The organism is Pseudomonas sp. GW822-FHT02G04, from assembly GCF_058802085.1.
Window position 1 is genome coordinate 38,417 of sequence record NZ_JBXANU010000025.1, and the last position, 14,842, is coordinate 53,258.

8 protein-coding genes are annotated in these 14,842 nt (G+C 60.8%); 3 read left to right on the forward strand and 5 right to left on the reverse strand.

Going from position 1 to position 14,842, the window contains the following annotated elements; all coding sequences use genetic code 11:
• Window positions 1-8: 8 nt before the first annotated feature.
• The 3 genes from glgB to AC1RO5_RS24780 all read right to left on the reverse strand — a co-directional run bounded on the left by glgB (window position 9) and on the right by AC1RO5_RS24780 (window position 7,729).
• Window positions 9-2,240, reverse strand: coding sequence for a 1,4-alpha-glucan branching protein GlgB (gene glgB / locus AC1RO5_RS24770; RefSeq protein ID WP_493178171.1), 2,232 nt, complete (start codon window positions 2,238-2,240; stop codon window positions 9-11).
• 2 nt (window positions 2,241-2,242) lie between these two features.
• Entirely contained in the window at window positions 2,243-5,584 is a 3,342-nt protein-coding gene (gene treS / locus AC1RO5_RS24775) for a maltose alpha-D-glucosyltransferase (protein WP_493178173.1), read from the reverse strand.
• Window positions 5,585-5,728: 144 nt separating this feature from the next.
• Window positions 5,729-7,729 carry an alpha-1,4-glucan--maltose-1-phosphate maltosyltransferase gene (locus AC1RO5_RS24780; RefSeq protein ID WP_493178174.1) on the reverse strand — a complete coding sequence of 667 codons (2,001 nt, stop codon included), beginning with the start codon at window positions 7,727-7,729 and terminating at the stop codon, window positions 5,729-5,731.
• 264 nt (window positions 7,730-7,993) lie between these two features.
• On the opposite strand from AC1RO5_RS24780, the gene AC1RO5_RS24785 reads away from it, so the two are divergent.
• From AC1RO5_RS24785 to mapR, 3 genes are all read left to right on the forward strand, one after another.
• Window positions 7,994-8,227, forward strand: coding sequence for a DUF3203 family protein (locus AC1RO5_RS24785; protein ID WP_258668607.1), 234 nt, complete (start codon window positions 7,994-7,996; stop codon window positions 8,225-8,227).
• 195 nt (window positions 8,228-8,422) lie between these two features.
• Window positions 8,423-9,853, forward strand: coding sequence for a cytochrome c oxidase accessory protein CcoG (gene ccoG, locus AC1RO5_RS24790; protein ID WP_493178176.1), 1,431 nt, complete (start codon window positions 8,423-8,425; stop codon window positions 9,851-9,853).
• Window positions 9,854-10,022: 169 nt separating this feature from the next.
• A complete protein-coding gene (mapR, locus tag AC1RO5_RS24795) occupies window positions 10,023-11,432 on the forward strand; it encodes a GntR family transcriptional regulator MpaR (RefSeq protein ID WP_019579269.1) in 1,410 nt (469 codons plus the stop codon).
• Between the two features lie 75 nt (window positions 11,433-11,507).
• Here mapR and AC1RO5_RS24800 read toward each other — a convergent pair whose 3' ends face one another.
• Window positions 11,508-12,254 (reverse strand): SDR family oxidoreductase, encoded by a 747-nt coding sequence (locus AC1RO5_RS24800; RefSeq protein WP_493178177.1) that lies wholly within the window; start codon window positions 12,252-12,254, stop codon window positions 11,508-11,510.
• 247 nt (window positions 12,255-12,501) lie between these two features.
• Window positions 12,502-14,583 (reverse strand): putative bifunctional diguanylate cyclase/phosphodiesterase, encoded by a 2,082-nt coding sequence (locus AC1RO5_RS24805; RefSeq protein WP_493178179.1) that lies wholly within the window; start codon window positions 14,581-14,583, stop codon window positions 12,502-12,504.
• Between the last annotated feature and the right edge of the window lie 259 nt (window positions 14,584-14,842).

Below are 14,842 nucleotides of genomic sequence, written 5' to 3' on the forward strand. Positions count from 1 at the left end.
TCAGGATCCTAACCCTCCGGTCGCAGAATCAACACCGCCAACGGCGGCAAATTCAACGCCAGTGAAAGCGCCTGCCCATGGCTCGGTTCTTCCTCGGTGAACACCCCGCCACCGTTACCGTAATTAGACCCGGCATAGGTGTCGGCGTCGCTGTTGATCAACTCGACCCAACGCCCGGCAAACGGCACGCCGACGCGGTAGGACTGACGCGGCACCGGGGTGAAGTTGGCCACCACCAACACCGGCCTGCCCTCCTTGCTCCAGCGCAGCCAGGCATAGACGCTGTTGATCGCGTCGTCGCCGATCAACCACTGGAAGCCTTGCGGCGCATCGTCCTGATCGTGCAGCGCCGGCTCTTCACGATACAACCGATTCAAGTCGCCGACCAGTTTGCGCACACCCTGGTGTTCCGGATATTGCAGCAAGTACCAGTCCAGTTGCTGATCGTGATTCCACTCCCGCCACTGGCCGAATTCGCAGCCCATGAACAACAGTTTCTTGCCGGGATGGGTCCACATGAAGCTCAGGTAAGCCCGCAGGTTGGCAAACTTCTGCCAACGGTCGCCGGGCATCTTGTCGATCAGCGAATGCTTGCCGTGCACCACTTCGTCGTGGGAAATCGGCAGGATGAACCGCTCGGACCAGGCATACACCAGGCCAAAGCTCAGCTCATTATGATGATGGGCGCGGTACACCGGATCCTGCTGAATGTAGTGCAGCGAATCGTGCATCCAGCCCATGTTCCATTTATAGGCAAAACCCAACCCGCCCTGTTGCGTGCTCTGGCTGACACCAGGCCACGCGGTGGACTCTTCGGCAATCACCAGTGCACCCGGCGCTTCCAGGGCCACCACGTCATTGAGATGGCGCAGGAAATCGATGGCCTCCAGATTCTCCCGACCGCCATGACGGTTGGGCACCCACTCACCGGCCTTGCGCGAGTAATCGCGATACAGCATCGACGCCACCGCATCGACCCGCAGTCCATCGACATGGAAATGCTTGAGCCAGTGCAGCGCCGACGCCAGCATGTAGCCGTGCACCTCGGTGCGACCCAGGTTGTAGATCAGCGTGTCCCAATCCTGGTGAAAACCCTCCATCGGGTTGCCGTATTCGTACAACGCGGTGCCATCGAACTGCGCCAGGCCGTGGACATCGGTGGGAAAATGCGCCGGCACCCAATCGAGGATCACGCCGATTTCGGCCTGGTGACAGGCGTTGACGAAAGCAGCAAATTCATCCGGCGAGCCGTAACGGGCGCTCGGGGCAAATTGCGATAGCAGTTGATAACCCCATGAGCCACCGAACGGATGCTCCATGATCGGCATCAGTTCGATGTGGGTAAAACCCAGCTCTTTCACATACGGAATCAGCCGCTCGGCCAACTCGGGCCAGGTGTACTGACGGGCGACTTCGCCCAGGTCATCCAGCTCGCATTGCCAGGAACCGGCATGCAACTCGTAGATCGACAGCGGTGCACTGGTTCGCTGACGCTCGCCCCGCGACAACATCCAGTCCTGGTCCTGCCAGTCGATTTGCAGCGGTGAGGCGACTTTCGACGCGGTGTCTGGCGGCAGCGCTGTGGCCAGGGCCACCGGGTCGGCCTTGAGCGGCAGAATGCCATGAGCCCCGAGGATTTCGTATTTGTAGGCCTCCCCCGCTTGCAGGCGCGGAATGAACAACTCCCAGACGCCGGAAGGATGACGCAGGCGCATTGGATGCCGACGGCCGTCCCAGACGTTGAAATCGCCGACCACCGAGACCCTTCTGGCATTCGGTGCCCACACGGCGAAGCGCACGCCATCCGCGCCATCGACCGTCTTCAGCTGTGCGCCGAGGCAACCACTCAGGTCGCGGTGATTGCCCTCGGCGAACAGGTACAAGTCCATCTCGCCGAGTAACGGGCCAAAGCTGTAAGGGTCTTCGGCGAGTTGCTCGCCGCCGGCCCAACGGGTTCGCAACAAATAAGGTTGGGCCCGCTCGAAGTGCCCGACGAACAACCCCGGAGTCTGGGTCGCCTCAAGGCTGCCGAGCTCTTCCCCGGAGGCCTTGTCCACCACCTGCACGCTCAAGGCGTCCGGCAGATAGGCCCGTATAAATTGCCCGCCAGCGCCATCGCTGTGCGGGCCAAGAATTGCGAAAGGATCCTGATGTTCGGCGCGTACCAATGCGTCGATGTCCCGCGCCCTGGGCAGCAGCGCCTCTTTAACGTGCCCCTGTTCCTTGTTCGAGAAACTCATGACTACTCTCCACCAAGATCGGAAAAGGGTTTAAGCCCACTCAATAATCCATATAAACCGTGCAACGGCACGGGCAGCCAGGTGGGGCGATTTTCCGCCTCATAGGCCACTTCATATGCCGCCTTCTCCAGACCGAACAACGCCAGTGCAGCGTCCTCGCCTTCAGGATCTTGCCATGCATGTGCAAGACTAGCTGCCGCCAGCCGATAAGCGTCGACAAATGATTGTCGCGCCTCTTTCAAATAACGATCGGCGACCCGTTGACGCGCCGCCTGGGCGTCGGCGGTGTTGTCGACGTTGTGCACATTTATCGCCATCGCCGCGGCGTAATCAAAGGAGCGCAACACGCCGCTGACGTCTTTATAGGGGCTGTGTTTACCGCGGCGCTCACGCAGCGGCCGCGCGGGTTCACCCTCAAAATCGATCAGGTAGGCATCGCCCTTGATCACCAGCACTTGCCCCAGGTGCAAGTCGCCATGGACGCGAATACGCAAGCCGCCAGCAGCCTTTTTACCCAACTCCTGAACATGACCGATAATGGCTTTTTTGTTATCCAGCAATCGGCTGACCAACGTCTGGTCCGCCGCGCTCAGTTCGGTTTGATGTTGCTTGAGCAGCTTCAGTGCGTGCTCCAGTTGCGCCGCCACATCCTTGGCCGAGGCCAGGGCATCTTTCTGACTCGTGATGTGTGGGGCAAAGTCCGGGTTGGCGCTCGGGGTCGCCAGTACCTGATGCATCTCCCCCAGGCGCTGGCCGAGCATGCCGGCAAAATCCTTCAGCTCGCCGAGGGCGTTGTAGTGCTGCTCCTGCTCGGACACGGCATCGGCGAGCTCATCGCGAAGCGCCCGTTCGAGATTGTTCTGGGTCCATTCCCACGCATCGCCCTGATTGCTCAAATAGCCTTGGGCAATCATCAACAGCGTGTCCTCACCCGCCGCATCGCGACGGATCACCGCCCCCAACAGCGGCGAAATATTCTGGAAACCTGCGTGGGTCAGGTACGCGCTCATTTCCAGTTCCGGGTGTACCCCTGACGCGACCTTGCGGATCAACTTCAACACCAGACTGGCGCCGATCACCACCGAACTGTTGGATTGCTCGGCAGACAGGTAACGCACCTCCGACTCGGCGCTGAGCCCCAGCTTGGCCAATTCGTCGGTTGGCTCGAAACGGATCTCGCCGCCGTCCGATGGCAGCACCGTGCTGGCCTGCAGCCCCTGCAACACCGCATGAACAAAGCTGTCGAGGCTGAAGGCGTCGGTGATCAGGCCGACCTGACGACCGCGCCGGACCCTGGCCAGCGCCAATTGCTGCGGCAACGCCGCGCCGACCTGCTCCTCGGAAATAAAGCCGAACGGCAATTGATAGCGGCTGGTCTGGCCTGCGCTGGTGACGTCGATTTCACTCAACAGCACTGGGTGCTGCGGGTCGCCGAAGCGCACGCCGTAAGCGAGATTGACGCTGTCGATGGTGCCGTCCTTGCCGGCGAACCAGCGGCGATTCTGCAACCAGCTCGGCAAAATGCCCTGCTCCAGCGAGTGCCGGGACGGCGCTTCGAGCAGCTCTTCCATGCGCTTCATCAGCACCAGAGTGGTGAAGTCCGGCAGGCTTTGCGCCGGCTCCACGTGCCAGCTCGGCATCTGGTTTTCCGCCGCCAGGCCGAACCAATAGAAGCCGTAAGGCGCCAGCGTCAGCAGGAAATTCAACTGGCCGATGGGCGGGAACGCATTGCCGCCGAGCATCTCCACCGGGACCATGCCGACATACGCCGACAAATCCAGCTCCGCCGCTTGCGCGCTGCGGGACACGTTGGCCACGCACAAAATGATCTCGTGCTTGCCGTCCTCCCCGGTGAATTCCCGGGTATAGGCCAGAATCCGTCGATTGCTCGGCGACAGCATCTTCAGCGTTCCGCGACCGAAGGCCTTGGACTGCTTGCGTATCGCGAGCATGCGCCGGGTCCAGTTCAACAATGAATGAGGATCACCGGCCTGGGTTTCGACGTTGACCGACAGGTAGCCGTATTGCGGATCCATGATCGGCGGCAACACCAGGCTCGCCGGATCGGCACGGGAGAAGCCGCCATTACGGTCGATCGACCACTGCATCGGCGTGCGCACACCGTCGCGGTCGCCGAGGTAGATGTTGTCGCCCATGCCGATTTCATCGCCGTAATACAGGGTCGGCGTGCCGGGCATCGACAGCAACAGACTGTTAAGTAATTCCACGCGGCGGCGATCACGCTCCACCAACGGCGCCAGACGCCGGCGAATCCCCAGGTTGATCCGCGCCCGACGGTCGGCCGCGTAGTAATTCCACAGGTAATCGCGCTCCCTGTCGGTGACCATTTCCAGGGTCAGCTCATCGTGGTTGCGCAGGAAAATCGCCCACTGGCAGTTGGCAGGGATTTCCGGGGTCTGGCGCAGAATGTCGGTGATCGGGAAACGATCTTCCTGGGCCAGCGCCATGTACATGCGCGGCATCAACGGGAAGTGAAACGCCATGTGGCATTCGTCGCCGTTCTGGCCTTTGGCGTCGGTACTACCAAAATACAACTGCGTGTCTTCCGGCCACTGATTGGCTTCGGCCAGCAGCATGCGGTCGGGGTAATTGGCGTCGATCTCGGCGCGGATCTGCTTGAGGACGTCGTGGGTCTCGGGGAGGTTTTCGTTGTTGGTGCCGTCGCGCTCGATCAGGTACGGGATCGCGTCCAGCCGCAGGCCGTCGATGCCCATGTCGAGCCAGTAGCGCATCACCGACAGCACCGCTTTCATCACTTGCGGGTTGTCGAAATTCAGGTCCGGCTGGTGGGAATAGAAACGGTGCCAGAAGTACTGGCCGGCCACCGGGTCCCAGGTCCAGTTGGACTTTTCGGTGTCGAGAAAGATGATGCGGGTGCCGTCGTATTTCTGATCGTCATCAGACCAGACGTAGAAGTCGCGGGCCGCGGACCCGGGCTTGGCCTTGCGCGCGCGCTGGAACCACGGGTGCTGGTCCGAGGTGTGGTTGATGACCAGTTCGGTAATCACCCGCAAGCCACGTTTGTGGGCCTCGGAGATGAAACGCTTGGCATCGGCCAGGGTGCCGTAGTCGGCATGCACGCCACGGTATTCGGCGATGTCGTAGCCATCGTCACGTCGTGGCGAGGGGTAGAACGGCAACAGCCAGATGGTGTTGACGCCCAGATCGGCAATGTAATCGAGTTTGGCGATAAGGCCGGGAAAGTCGCCGATTCCGTCATTGTTGGAGTCGAAAAAAGACTTAACGTGAACCTGGTAGATCACCGCGTCCTTGTACCAGAGCGGGTCCTTGATGAAGGTGGCTGACCTGGGTTTCTTCGCCATTTGAAACTCCTGTTGAGACTAGAGAACGCCTTGGCCGCGATCGTTCCCACGCTCTGCGTGGGCATGCATCCAGTGACGCTCTGCGTCACAGCGGCGGGACGCAGAGCGTCCTGGGCGGCTTTCCCACGCAGAGCGTGGGAACGATCATGATCCTGCGGTGATCCGCCAAATCCCGAACGGCAGATGCCACGGTTCGAACCGCATGAACTGGTACTTGCCGTGCCAGGTCCAGCGGTGGCCGTTCATCAAGTCTTCGCCCTGGGTGCTGGCATCGTCGGGCAGGCCCATTTCCCACAGCGGCAATTCGAAATTCGCTTCCTGGACGTTATGTGGATCGAGGCTGACCGCCACCAGAATGAAATTGCTGCCATCCACACTGCGTTTGCCGAAGTACAGAATGTGGTCGTTCCAGGCGTTGTAGACCTTCAGGCCCAGGTGCGTGTGCAGCGCCGGGTTCTGCCGGCGGATGCGGTTGAGCTGGGCAATTTCGGCGATGATGTTGCCCGGCGCGGTGAAGTCCCGTGGGCGGATCTCATACTTCTCGGAATTGAGGTATTCCTCGCGGCCCGGCACCGGCGCCGCTTCACACAGTTCGAAGCCCGAATACATGCCCCACAAGCCAGAGCCCATGGTCGCCAGCGCGGCACGAATCAGAAAACCGGCGCGCCCGGATTCATGCAGGAACGCCGGGTTGATGTCCGGTGTATTGACGAAGAAGTTCGGCCGGTAGCATTCACGCCACGGCGACTCGTTGAGCTCGGTGAAATAGGTCGCCAGCTCGGTCTTGGTGTTGCGCCAGGTGAAATAGGTGTAGCTCTGGGAGTAACCGACCTTGCCCAGACGCGCCATCATCGCCGGCGTGGTAAAGGCTTCGGCGAGGAAAATCACTTCGGGGTACAGGGTGCGTACATCGGCGATCAGCCACTGCCAGAACGGCAACGGTTTGGTGTGGGGGTTATCGACGCGAAACAGCTTCACGCCCTCCTCGACCCAGCCCACCACGATGTCTCGCAACTCGATCCATAGACTGGGAATCGCCTCCACGGCATAGAAGTCGACGTTGACGATGTCCTGGTATTTCTTCGGCGGGTTCTCGGCGTATTTGATCGTGCCGTCCGGCCGCCAGTTGAACCAGCCCGGATGCTGTTTGAGCCACGGGTGATCCTGGGAACACTGAATCGCAAAGTCGAGGGCCACTTCCAGCCCGTGCTCGGCGGCGGCCGCGACCAGCCGACGAAAGTCTTCGCGGCTGCCCAGTTCCGAGTGAATCGCCTCATGCCCGCCTTCTTCGCTGCCGATGGCATAAGGGCTGCCCGGATCGTCGGGGCCGGCGGTCAGCGAGTTGTTCGGGCCTTTGCGGAAGCTGCGGCCGATCGGGTGGATCGGCGTGAAGTACAGCACGTCGAAGCCCATGTCCTGGATCATCGCCAGCCGCGTATGCACATCGTTGAAGGTGCCGTGCCGGGCCGGGTCATCGGTGATCGAGCGCGGGAACAATTCATACCAACTGGCGAACTGCGCCAGCTCCCGCTCCACGTCCACCGGGTATTCGGGGCTCAGGCTCACGAAGGGCCGATGGTCGGCCTGGGCCATCAAGTCCGCGCTGCGTTGGTGCAGAAACAGGGCGACCTGCTCGGTTTCGAGCAAACCGGACAGCTCATGGTGCAACGCCGCCAGTTGTTCGCTCAGTTGGCCTTCGCTGCGTTCGGCCGCCTGCTGGACGTGGGTGCGCCCTTCCTGCAGCTCCAGGCTGACCGAGACGCCGGCAACGTGCTTTTTTTCCAGCTCATAACAAAAACTGGCGTACTGATCGATCCACGCTTCAAGGCAGAACACATAGCGGCCCTGTTTCTCGACACGGAACTGGCCCTGCCAGCCGTTATTGCCCAGCTCGGCCATCACCTCGCTCTGCCAGGTATCGTCGCCCTCGGCACGCCAGCGAATGCGCACGGCCAGTTTGTCGTGACCGTCAGCAAATACTTTGCTGGTCACCACCACGTCCTGATCGACCACGGCTTTAACGGCGAATTGCCCGCCATCAAGGGTCGGCATGGTGTTTTCAATCACGATTCGCGGCAGCAGTAACGCCTGGGACAGCGGTATATGCGGGTTGTAGCTCAGTTCTGTGGGTTTTTCAGCGGTCATCGAGCATCTCTCCTTACGCCCCAAGGACGCTCTTGTGCCTGGTCATCGTTCACACGAAGCAGTCTGCCCCGAGATGAACTTACATAGCTTCCGAGCGACAGGCGCCAGCAAAGTTCAGAGGGATCTGCCAGGTCTTTCGGGAATCGAATCCTCCCGGCACGGGTCAACTAACTTAAGCACGACTCACGCCATCTATCGGTTGCACAGAACAATCACCGGCCAATGCGTCCTAACACTTAATGAATCCGCAAAAAGGCCTCCTCTATGACTTTGCGAATCGAAAACCAGACCTGCTTCTTCATCACAGAGGACAGCGAAGAAATTCGCCTTTGCCCTGATATCACCATAATCACTGATGAGGAAAAATCCATGTCAGCAGTGGACCTCGACGGCCAGCGCTTCTACATCACCGAAGCAGAAGCCGATGCATTGACCGTAGCAGGCGCCGTGGATGGTCGCCGGCATTTGAAGGCCACGAACAGTGATTCGGTGATTTGACTGACCCGTATCAACACACCCCGCCAGCGCCTGACATAGGCACTTGCAGCCCGCCCTTGCGGGTGCATCAAGTTGTCGCAGGCGGGTGTTGGCAATCCATCTGATCCGCTTTTTATTGCGTTAGCTGAGTCTGTTATGCAAACAGATCGCTGGTCATAGTGCTCAGGCCTGATGGAGGCTGATGAGCGAAAGACCATGAGCGATAGAATCCCCGTCCGAACCGTTGAACCTGCCTCATTCATAAAAAACAACGAGCCTTCGCGTCCAAAGATGAAGGCCAAGTCCAGCGACAACCTGATCCACACCCGCAGCTTCACCGGCCTGTTCCGCACCCTGCGCATGAGCGGCGCGGGGTTTCTGTTTCTGCTGTTCTTCGGCACGGTGTGGCTGAACTGGGGCGGCCGCCAGGCGGTGCTCTGGGACCTGTCCGAAAGCAAGTTCCACATCTTCGGCGCGACCTTCTGGCCCCAGGATTTCATCCTGCTGTCGGCGCTGCTGATCATTGCCGCCTTCGGTCTGTTTGCGATCACCGTGTTCGCAGGCCGGGTCTGGTGCGGTTACACCTGCCCGCAGAGCTCCTGGACCTGGATCTTTATGTGGTGCGAGAAGATCACCGAAGGCGAGCGCAACCAGCGTATCAAGCTGCAAGCCGCGCCCTGGGGCCTGAACAAACTGCTCCGCCGCTCGGCCAAACACACCTTGTGGCTGGCGATCAGCCTGCTCACCGGCCTGACCTTTGTCGGCTACTTCACACCGATCCGGCCCCTGGCCGAAGAGCTGCTGACCTTGCAAATCGGCGGTGTCAGCCTGTTCTGGGTGCTGTTTTTCACCGGCGCCACTTACATCAACGCCGGTTGGCTGCGCGAAGCGGTGTGCATGCACATGTGTCCGTATGCGCGGTTCCAGAGCGTGATGTTCGACAAGGACACCCTGACCATTTCCTACGACGTGGCTCGCGGCGAAAACCGTGGCCCGCGCAAACGTGAAGTGAAACCCGCCGAGGTCGGACTGGGCGATTGCATCGACTGTCAGGTGTGCGTGCAAGTCTGCCCGACCGGCATCGACATTCGCGATGGCTTGCAGATGGAATGCATCGGTTGCGCCGCATGCATCGACGCCTGCGATTCGATCATGGACAAAATGGGTTACGACCGAGGGCTGATCAGCTACACCTCGGAGCATCAATTGCAGGGTGGCAAGACCCACCTGCTGCGCCCGCGCCTGATCGGTTACACCGCGGTGCTGCTGGTGATGATCGGCGCCTTCGCCCTGGCCCTGGTGGAACGGCCGATGGTGTCGCTGGACGTGAGCAAGGACCGTGGCCTGTTCCGCGAGAACAGTGAAGGCCAGATAGAAAACATCTACAGCCTGAAGGTCATCAACAAGACCCAGCAACGTCAGGATTACCGTCTGACGCTGGTCGATGACGACGGCTTCCAGTTGCAAGGCAAGACCGAACTGAGCCTGGCCCCCGGTGAAATTGTCGATGTGCCGGTGTCGGTGGCGATGACCACGGAACGGCCAAGCAGCAGCTCGCAGACGATCAGTTTCAAGGTTGTCGACAGCGATGAGCCGGACATCTATAGCGTGGCCAAGAGCCGGTTTGTTGCACCGATGAACCGTTGAGTCTTTAAGATGCAATCCTTTGTCAGATGCGGTCCCCTGTGGCGAGGGAGCTTGCTCCCGCTCGGCTGCGCAGCAGTCGTAAATTTTTGGGGGCGCTGCGCACCCCAGCGGGAGCAAGCTCCCTCGCCACAACAGCGCACCCACTGAATAACTTAGAACCGGGCACTCGATGAAACGCTACGAAAAATTCGCCGATGACATCGCTGAACTGATCCGCTCCGGCGTTCTCGGCCCCGGCCATCGGGTGCCGTCGGTGCGCTACGCCAGCCAGACTTACGGCGTCAGCCCGTCCACGGTGTTCCAGGCCTATTACTTGCTCGAACGTCGTGGCCTGATCCGCGCGCGACCGCGTTCCGGCTACTTCGTCAATGCGCATGCACCAAGCCCGTTCTCGGAGCCGGTGATCAGCAGCCAGGTCAACGAGTCCACCGAAGTCGACGTCAGCGAACTGGTGTTCTCGGTGCTGGACTCGATCAAGGACCCGACCACTGTGCCCTTCGGCTCGGCCTTCCCCAGCCCCACGCTGTTCCCGCTGCAGCGTTTGTCCCGCTCGCTGGCCAGTGCCGCCCGGGAAATGGACCCGCGCATGGTGGTCACCGACATGTCGCCGGGCAACCCGCAACTGCGTCGGCAAATTGCCCTGCGCTACATGGTCGGCGGGTTGATGTTGCCGATGGAAGAACTGCTGATCACCAACGGCGCGCTGGAAGCGCTGAACCTGTGTCTGCAAGCCGTCACCGAGCCCGGCGATCTGGTGGCCATCGAAGCCCCGGCGTTTTACGCCAGCCTGCAAGTGCTGGAACGGCTGAAGCTCAAAGCCGTGGAAATCCCCGTCCACCCACGAGACGGCATCGACCTCGGCGTACTCGCCCAGACCCTCGAACGGCACCCGATCAAGGCCTGCTGGTGCATGACCAGTTTCCAGAACCCCATGGGCGCGACCATGCCCGAGGCGAAGAAACAGGAATTGGTGGAGTTGTTACGCAGCCATCAGGTGCCGCTGATCGAAGACGACGTCTACGCCGAGCTCTATTACGGGCAACAGGCACCGAAACCGGCCAAGGCGTTCGACACCGAGGGGCTGGTGATGCATTGCGGTTCGTTCGCCAAGAGCCTGGCCCCCGGCTACCGTATCGGCTGGGTCGCCGCCGGGCGGTATGCGCAGAAAATCGAACGCTTGAAACTCATGACCTCGCTGTGCGCCTCGATGCCCGCCCAGGCAGCTATCGCCGATTACCTGCAACACGGCGGCTACGACAGGCACCTGCGCAAACTGCGTTACGCCCTTGAAGAACAGCAAAGTGCCATGCTCGCCGCCATCGCCCGCTACTTCCCGGCCCAGACCCGCGTCAGCCAACCGGCCGGCGGTTACTTCCTGTGGCTGGAACTGCCACCGCAAATGGATTCGTTGAAGTTGTTCCAGATGGCGTTGGCGCAGGGGATCAGCATTGCACCGGGGCCGATTTTTTCACCGACCCAGCGGTTCAGGAATTGTATCCGGTTGAATTATGGCAGCCCGTGGACCGAGGATTCGGAGAAGGCGATGGAGACGTTGGGGCGGATTGTCAGGTCCTTTTAACAGCAAAAGATCGCGGCGCCCACAGGCGCGTAGGAGCTGCCGAAGGCTGCGATCTTTTGATCTTGCTCCTGATCTTTACCGCCCACCGCCAAGATCGACGAAAGTCCCGGTCGCATACGACGCCTTATCCGACAACAACCACACAATCGCCTCCGCCACTTCATCCGGCCGCCCACCGCGCGCCATCGGGATCGCCGATTCCAGCTTGCTGACCCGATCCGGATCGCCGCTCAATGCATGGAAATCGGTGTAGATGTAACCCGGCCGCACCGCATTGACGCGAATTCCCTCGCCCGCCACTTCCTTGGACAGGCCGATGGTGAAGCTGTCCAGCGCCCCCTTGGAGGCGGCGTAATCCACGTACTCGTTGGGTGATCCCAAACGCGAGGCGACCGAGGAGACGTTGACGATGCTGCCGCCCTGCCCACCATGTTTGGGTGACATGCGCAAAATCGCGTGTTTGGCGCAGAGGATCGGAGCCAGGACGTTGGTCTTGAGGATTTTCAGAATACGGAATTCCGACATTTCGTCGATCCGCGACTTTTGCCCGACGGTGCCGGCGTTGTTCACCAGCGCCGTGACCCGGCCCAGTTCGGTGTCCACCCGATGAAACAGTGCGATCACTTCGTCTTCGATGCTGACGTCGGCGCGCACGGCGATAGCTTGGGCGCCGCGAGCGCGGACTTGCTCCAGCACACTGAGCGCCGCCTGTTCGTCGGACTGATAGTTGATGCAGATCCGATAACCCTGCTCGGCGGCCAACAGGGCCGTGGCGGCACCGATTCCGCGGCTGCCGCCGGTGATGACGATGACTTTGTCCATGCAGGCTTTCCCCCGTTCCAAGCGTAAGCAGTCGGGCCAAGAATAACCGCCATTGCGCGGTTTTGCATGGGCCTGCTTCAACCCGGTGGTGGCAAACCTGTGGCGAGGGAGCTTGCTCCCGCTCGGCTGCGAAGCAGTCGTAAATTCAGGCAACCTGGTAGGTCTGAAGAAATGAGGGGGCCGCTTCGCTGCCCAGCGGGAGCAAGCTCCCTCGCCACAGGCAATCCCCCATCATCACAGGGGTCCATCAGCCGGTAGCCAATTGCTCCCCTCGGTGTATGTCGACCATGAAGCGATCGGCCGGCAGCGGGTGCCCAAGCAAGTAGCCCTGCAACGAATCGCAGCCCAGCTGGGTCAGGAAGTCTTGCTGGACATCGGTTTCCACCCCTTCGGCGACGATCCGCAAGCCCAGCGCCTGGCCGAGAGCGACGATGGCCGAGACAATGGCCGCGTCGTCGCTGTCGTGCTCCAGATCGCGGACGAAACCCCGGTCGATCTTCAGTTCATTGGCCGGCAGGCGCTTGAGGTACATCAAACTCGAATAGCCGGTGCCAAAGTCATCGATGGACAGGTCGACGCCCATTTCCGACAGTTCCTGCAACACCGTCATGCTCGCATCGGCGTCGCTCATCGCGGTAGTTTCGGTGATTTCCAGGGTCAGGCTGTTGGCCGGCAGATGATGGGCGGCCAGAGACTTGGCAACGCTCTGCACCAGCCCCGCATGGCAGAATTGCAAGGCTGAGAGGTTCACCGCGATACGCCAATCGGTGTAACCGAGCACGTACCACTCGCGCATCTGCCGGCAGGCTTCGTTGAGCACCCACTCGCCAATCGGAATGATCAGCCCGGTCTTCTCTGCGAGATCAATGAACGTGTCCGGCTGCAGCAGGCCCAGGGTCGGATGCTCCCAGCGCAGCAACGCCTCGGCGCCCACTGGTCGGCCATGACCGGCGTCGAATTTGGGCTGGTAATAAAGTTTGAACTGTTGCTGATCGACGGCACTGCGCAAGTCCTGGAGCAATTGCAGCTGTTTGCGCGCGTTGCTGTTCATCGAGGCGTCGAAGAAGCGATGACCGTTTTTCCCGGCGCCTTTGGCGTGGTACATCGCGGCATCGGCGTTCATCAGCAACTCTTCGGCCGTCTGACCGTTGCCCGGATAGAGCGCGATGCCGACACTGGCGGAAATCTGCAAGTCATGTTCGGCGACCCGGAACGAGCGCGCAATCAACTCGACCTGACGCTCCGCCAGGTTCAGCGCATCGTTCGGCTCGTTCAGGCGCACCAGCAACACGAACTCGTCGCCACCGATCCGCGCCAGGGTGTCCTGGCTACGCAGGTCTTCGCGCAGGCGCAATGCAACTTCACGCAACAGCTGGTCGCCCATGTGATGGCCGAACGCATCGTTGACCGGTTTGAAGCCGTCCAGATCAATGAACATCAGCGCAAAGCAGCCGCCCTGCTCCTGCACTTTCGACATGGCCTGATCGATACGGTCGGCCAGCAACATGCGGTTGGGCAAACCGGTCAGGGTGTCGTGCAAGGCCAGTTGAGTGAGTTCGCGGTTGGCCACGGTCAGCGAGTGGGCGAGGTCCGCAGTGCGAGCCTCCAGCCGGGCATCGAGGATCGACGTCAGCAAGGCGATGCTCAATATCGCCAAGGTGGTGATCAGCACCAGGCTGTCCAGCCCCTTGCCGTTCAAGCCACTGATCGCTGCGCCACAGAAACTGCCATCGGCAAAGCGTGCCGCAGCCATGCCGGTGTAGTGCATGCCGACAATGGCGATGCCCATGACGACTGCAGCACCCGCACGGAACAGGCGAACATGCGGCGTGTGCTGGCGCAGGCGGAAAGCGATCCATAACGCCGCTCCCGACGCGCCGACGGCAATCAGCAGCGACGCGCCAAACAGGGTCGGATCGTAATCGATGCCCGGCTGCATGCGCATGGCGGCCATGCCGGTGTAATGCATCGCACTGATGCCAGCGCCCATGACCAGCGCGCCGAACGCCAGTTGCCAGGCCGGCAGCCGTGGCTGACTGACCAGCCACAGGGCAAAGCCGCAAGACAGGACTGCGATCAACAGTGACAGCGCCGTGAGGGTGGTGTCGTAGCCCAGGTCGATCGGCAACGTGAACGCAAGCATGCCGATGAAATGCATCGACCACACGCCGATGCCCATCGCAAAAGCGCCACCGACCGTCCATAAATGCACCGCTCGGCCCTTGGCCGTGGCGATGCGTCCGGTGAGGTCGAGCGCGGTATAAGAAGCCAGTATCGCCACACACAGCGATATGAAAACCAGCGTAAGGGAATAGCTACCGATGAGCATGGGATTTCTCGCAACCGTCCCCGCTGTACTGTGTTTGTTCTCGGGGAGCAAAGCCGGCGATTGTACTGATTCCGCGGACGAACGCACTCACAAAGTAACCAAAAGGCCATCAAGATGATTGTGGCGAGGGAGCTTGTCGGATTGATCGTTCCCACGCTCTGCGTGGGAATGCAGCCAGGGACGCTCCGCGTCCCATGCAGAAGCGGACGCGGAGCGTCCGGTGAGGCATTCCCACGCGGAGCGTGGGAACGATCAATCA

Coding starts and splice junctions, on each gene's coding strand:
- AC1RO5_RS24785 (WP_258668607.1), top strand. CDS start 7,994: ATGACTTTGCGAATCGAAAACCAGACCTGCTTCTTCATCACAGAGGAC.
- AC1RO5_RS24780 (WP_493178174.1), bottom strand. CDS start 7,729: ATGACCGCTGAAAAACCCACAGAACTGAGCTACAACCCGCATATACCG.
- AC1RO5_RS24800 (WP_493178177.1), bottom strand. CDS start 12,254: ATGGACAAAGTCATCGTCATCACCGGCGGCAGCCGCGGAATCGGTGCC.
- mapR (WP_019579269.1), top strand. CDS start 10,023: ATGAAACGCTACGAAAAATTCGCCGATGACATCGCTGAACTGATCCGC.
- treS (WP_493178173.1), bottom strand. CDS start 5,584: ATGGCGAAGAAACCCAGGTCAGCCACCTTCATCAAGGACCCGCTCTGG.
- glgB (WP_493178171.1), bottom strand. CDS start 2,240: ATGAGTTTCTCGAACAAGGAACAGGGGCACGTTAAAGAGGCGCTGCTG.
- ccoG (WP_493178176.1), top strand. CDS start 8,423: ATGAGCGATAGAATCCCCGTCCGAACCGTTGAACCTGCCTCATTCATA.
- AC1RO5_RS24805 (WP_493178179.1), bottom strand. CDS start 14,583: ATGCTCATCGGTAGCTATTCCCTTACGCTGGTTTTCATATCGCTGTGT.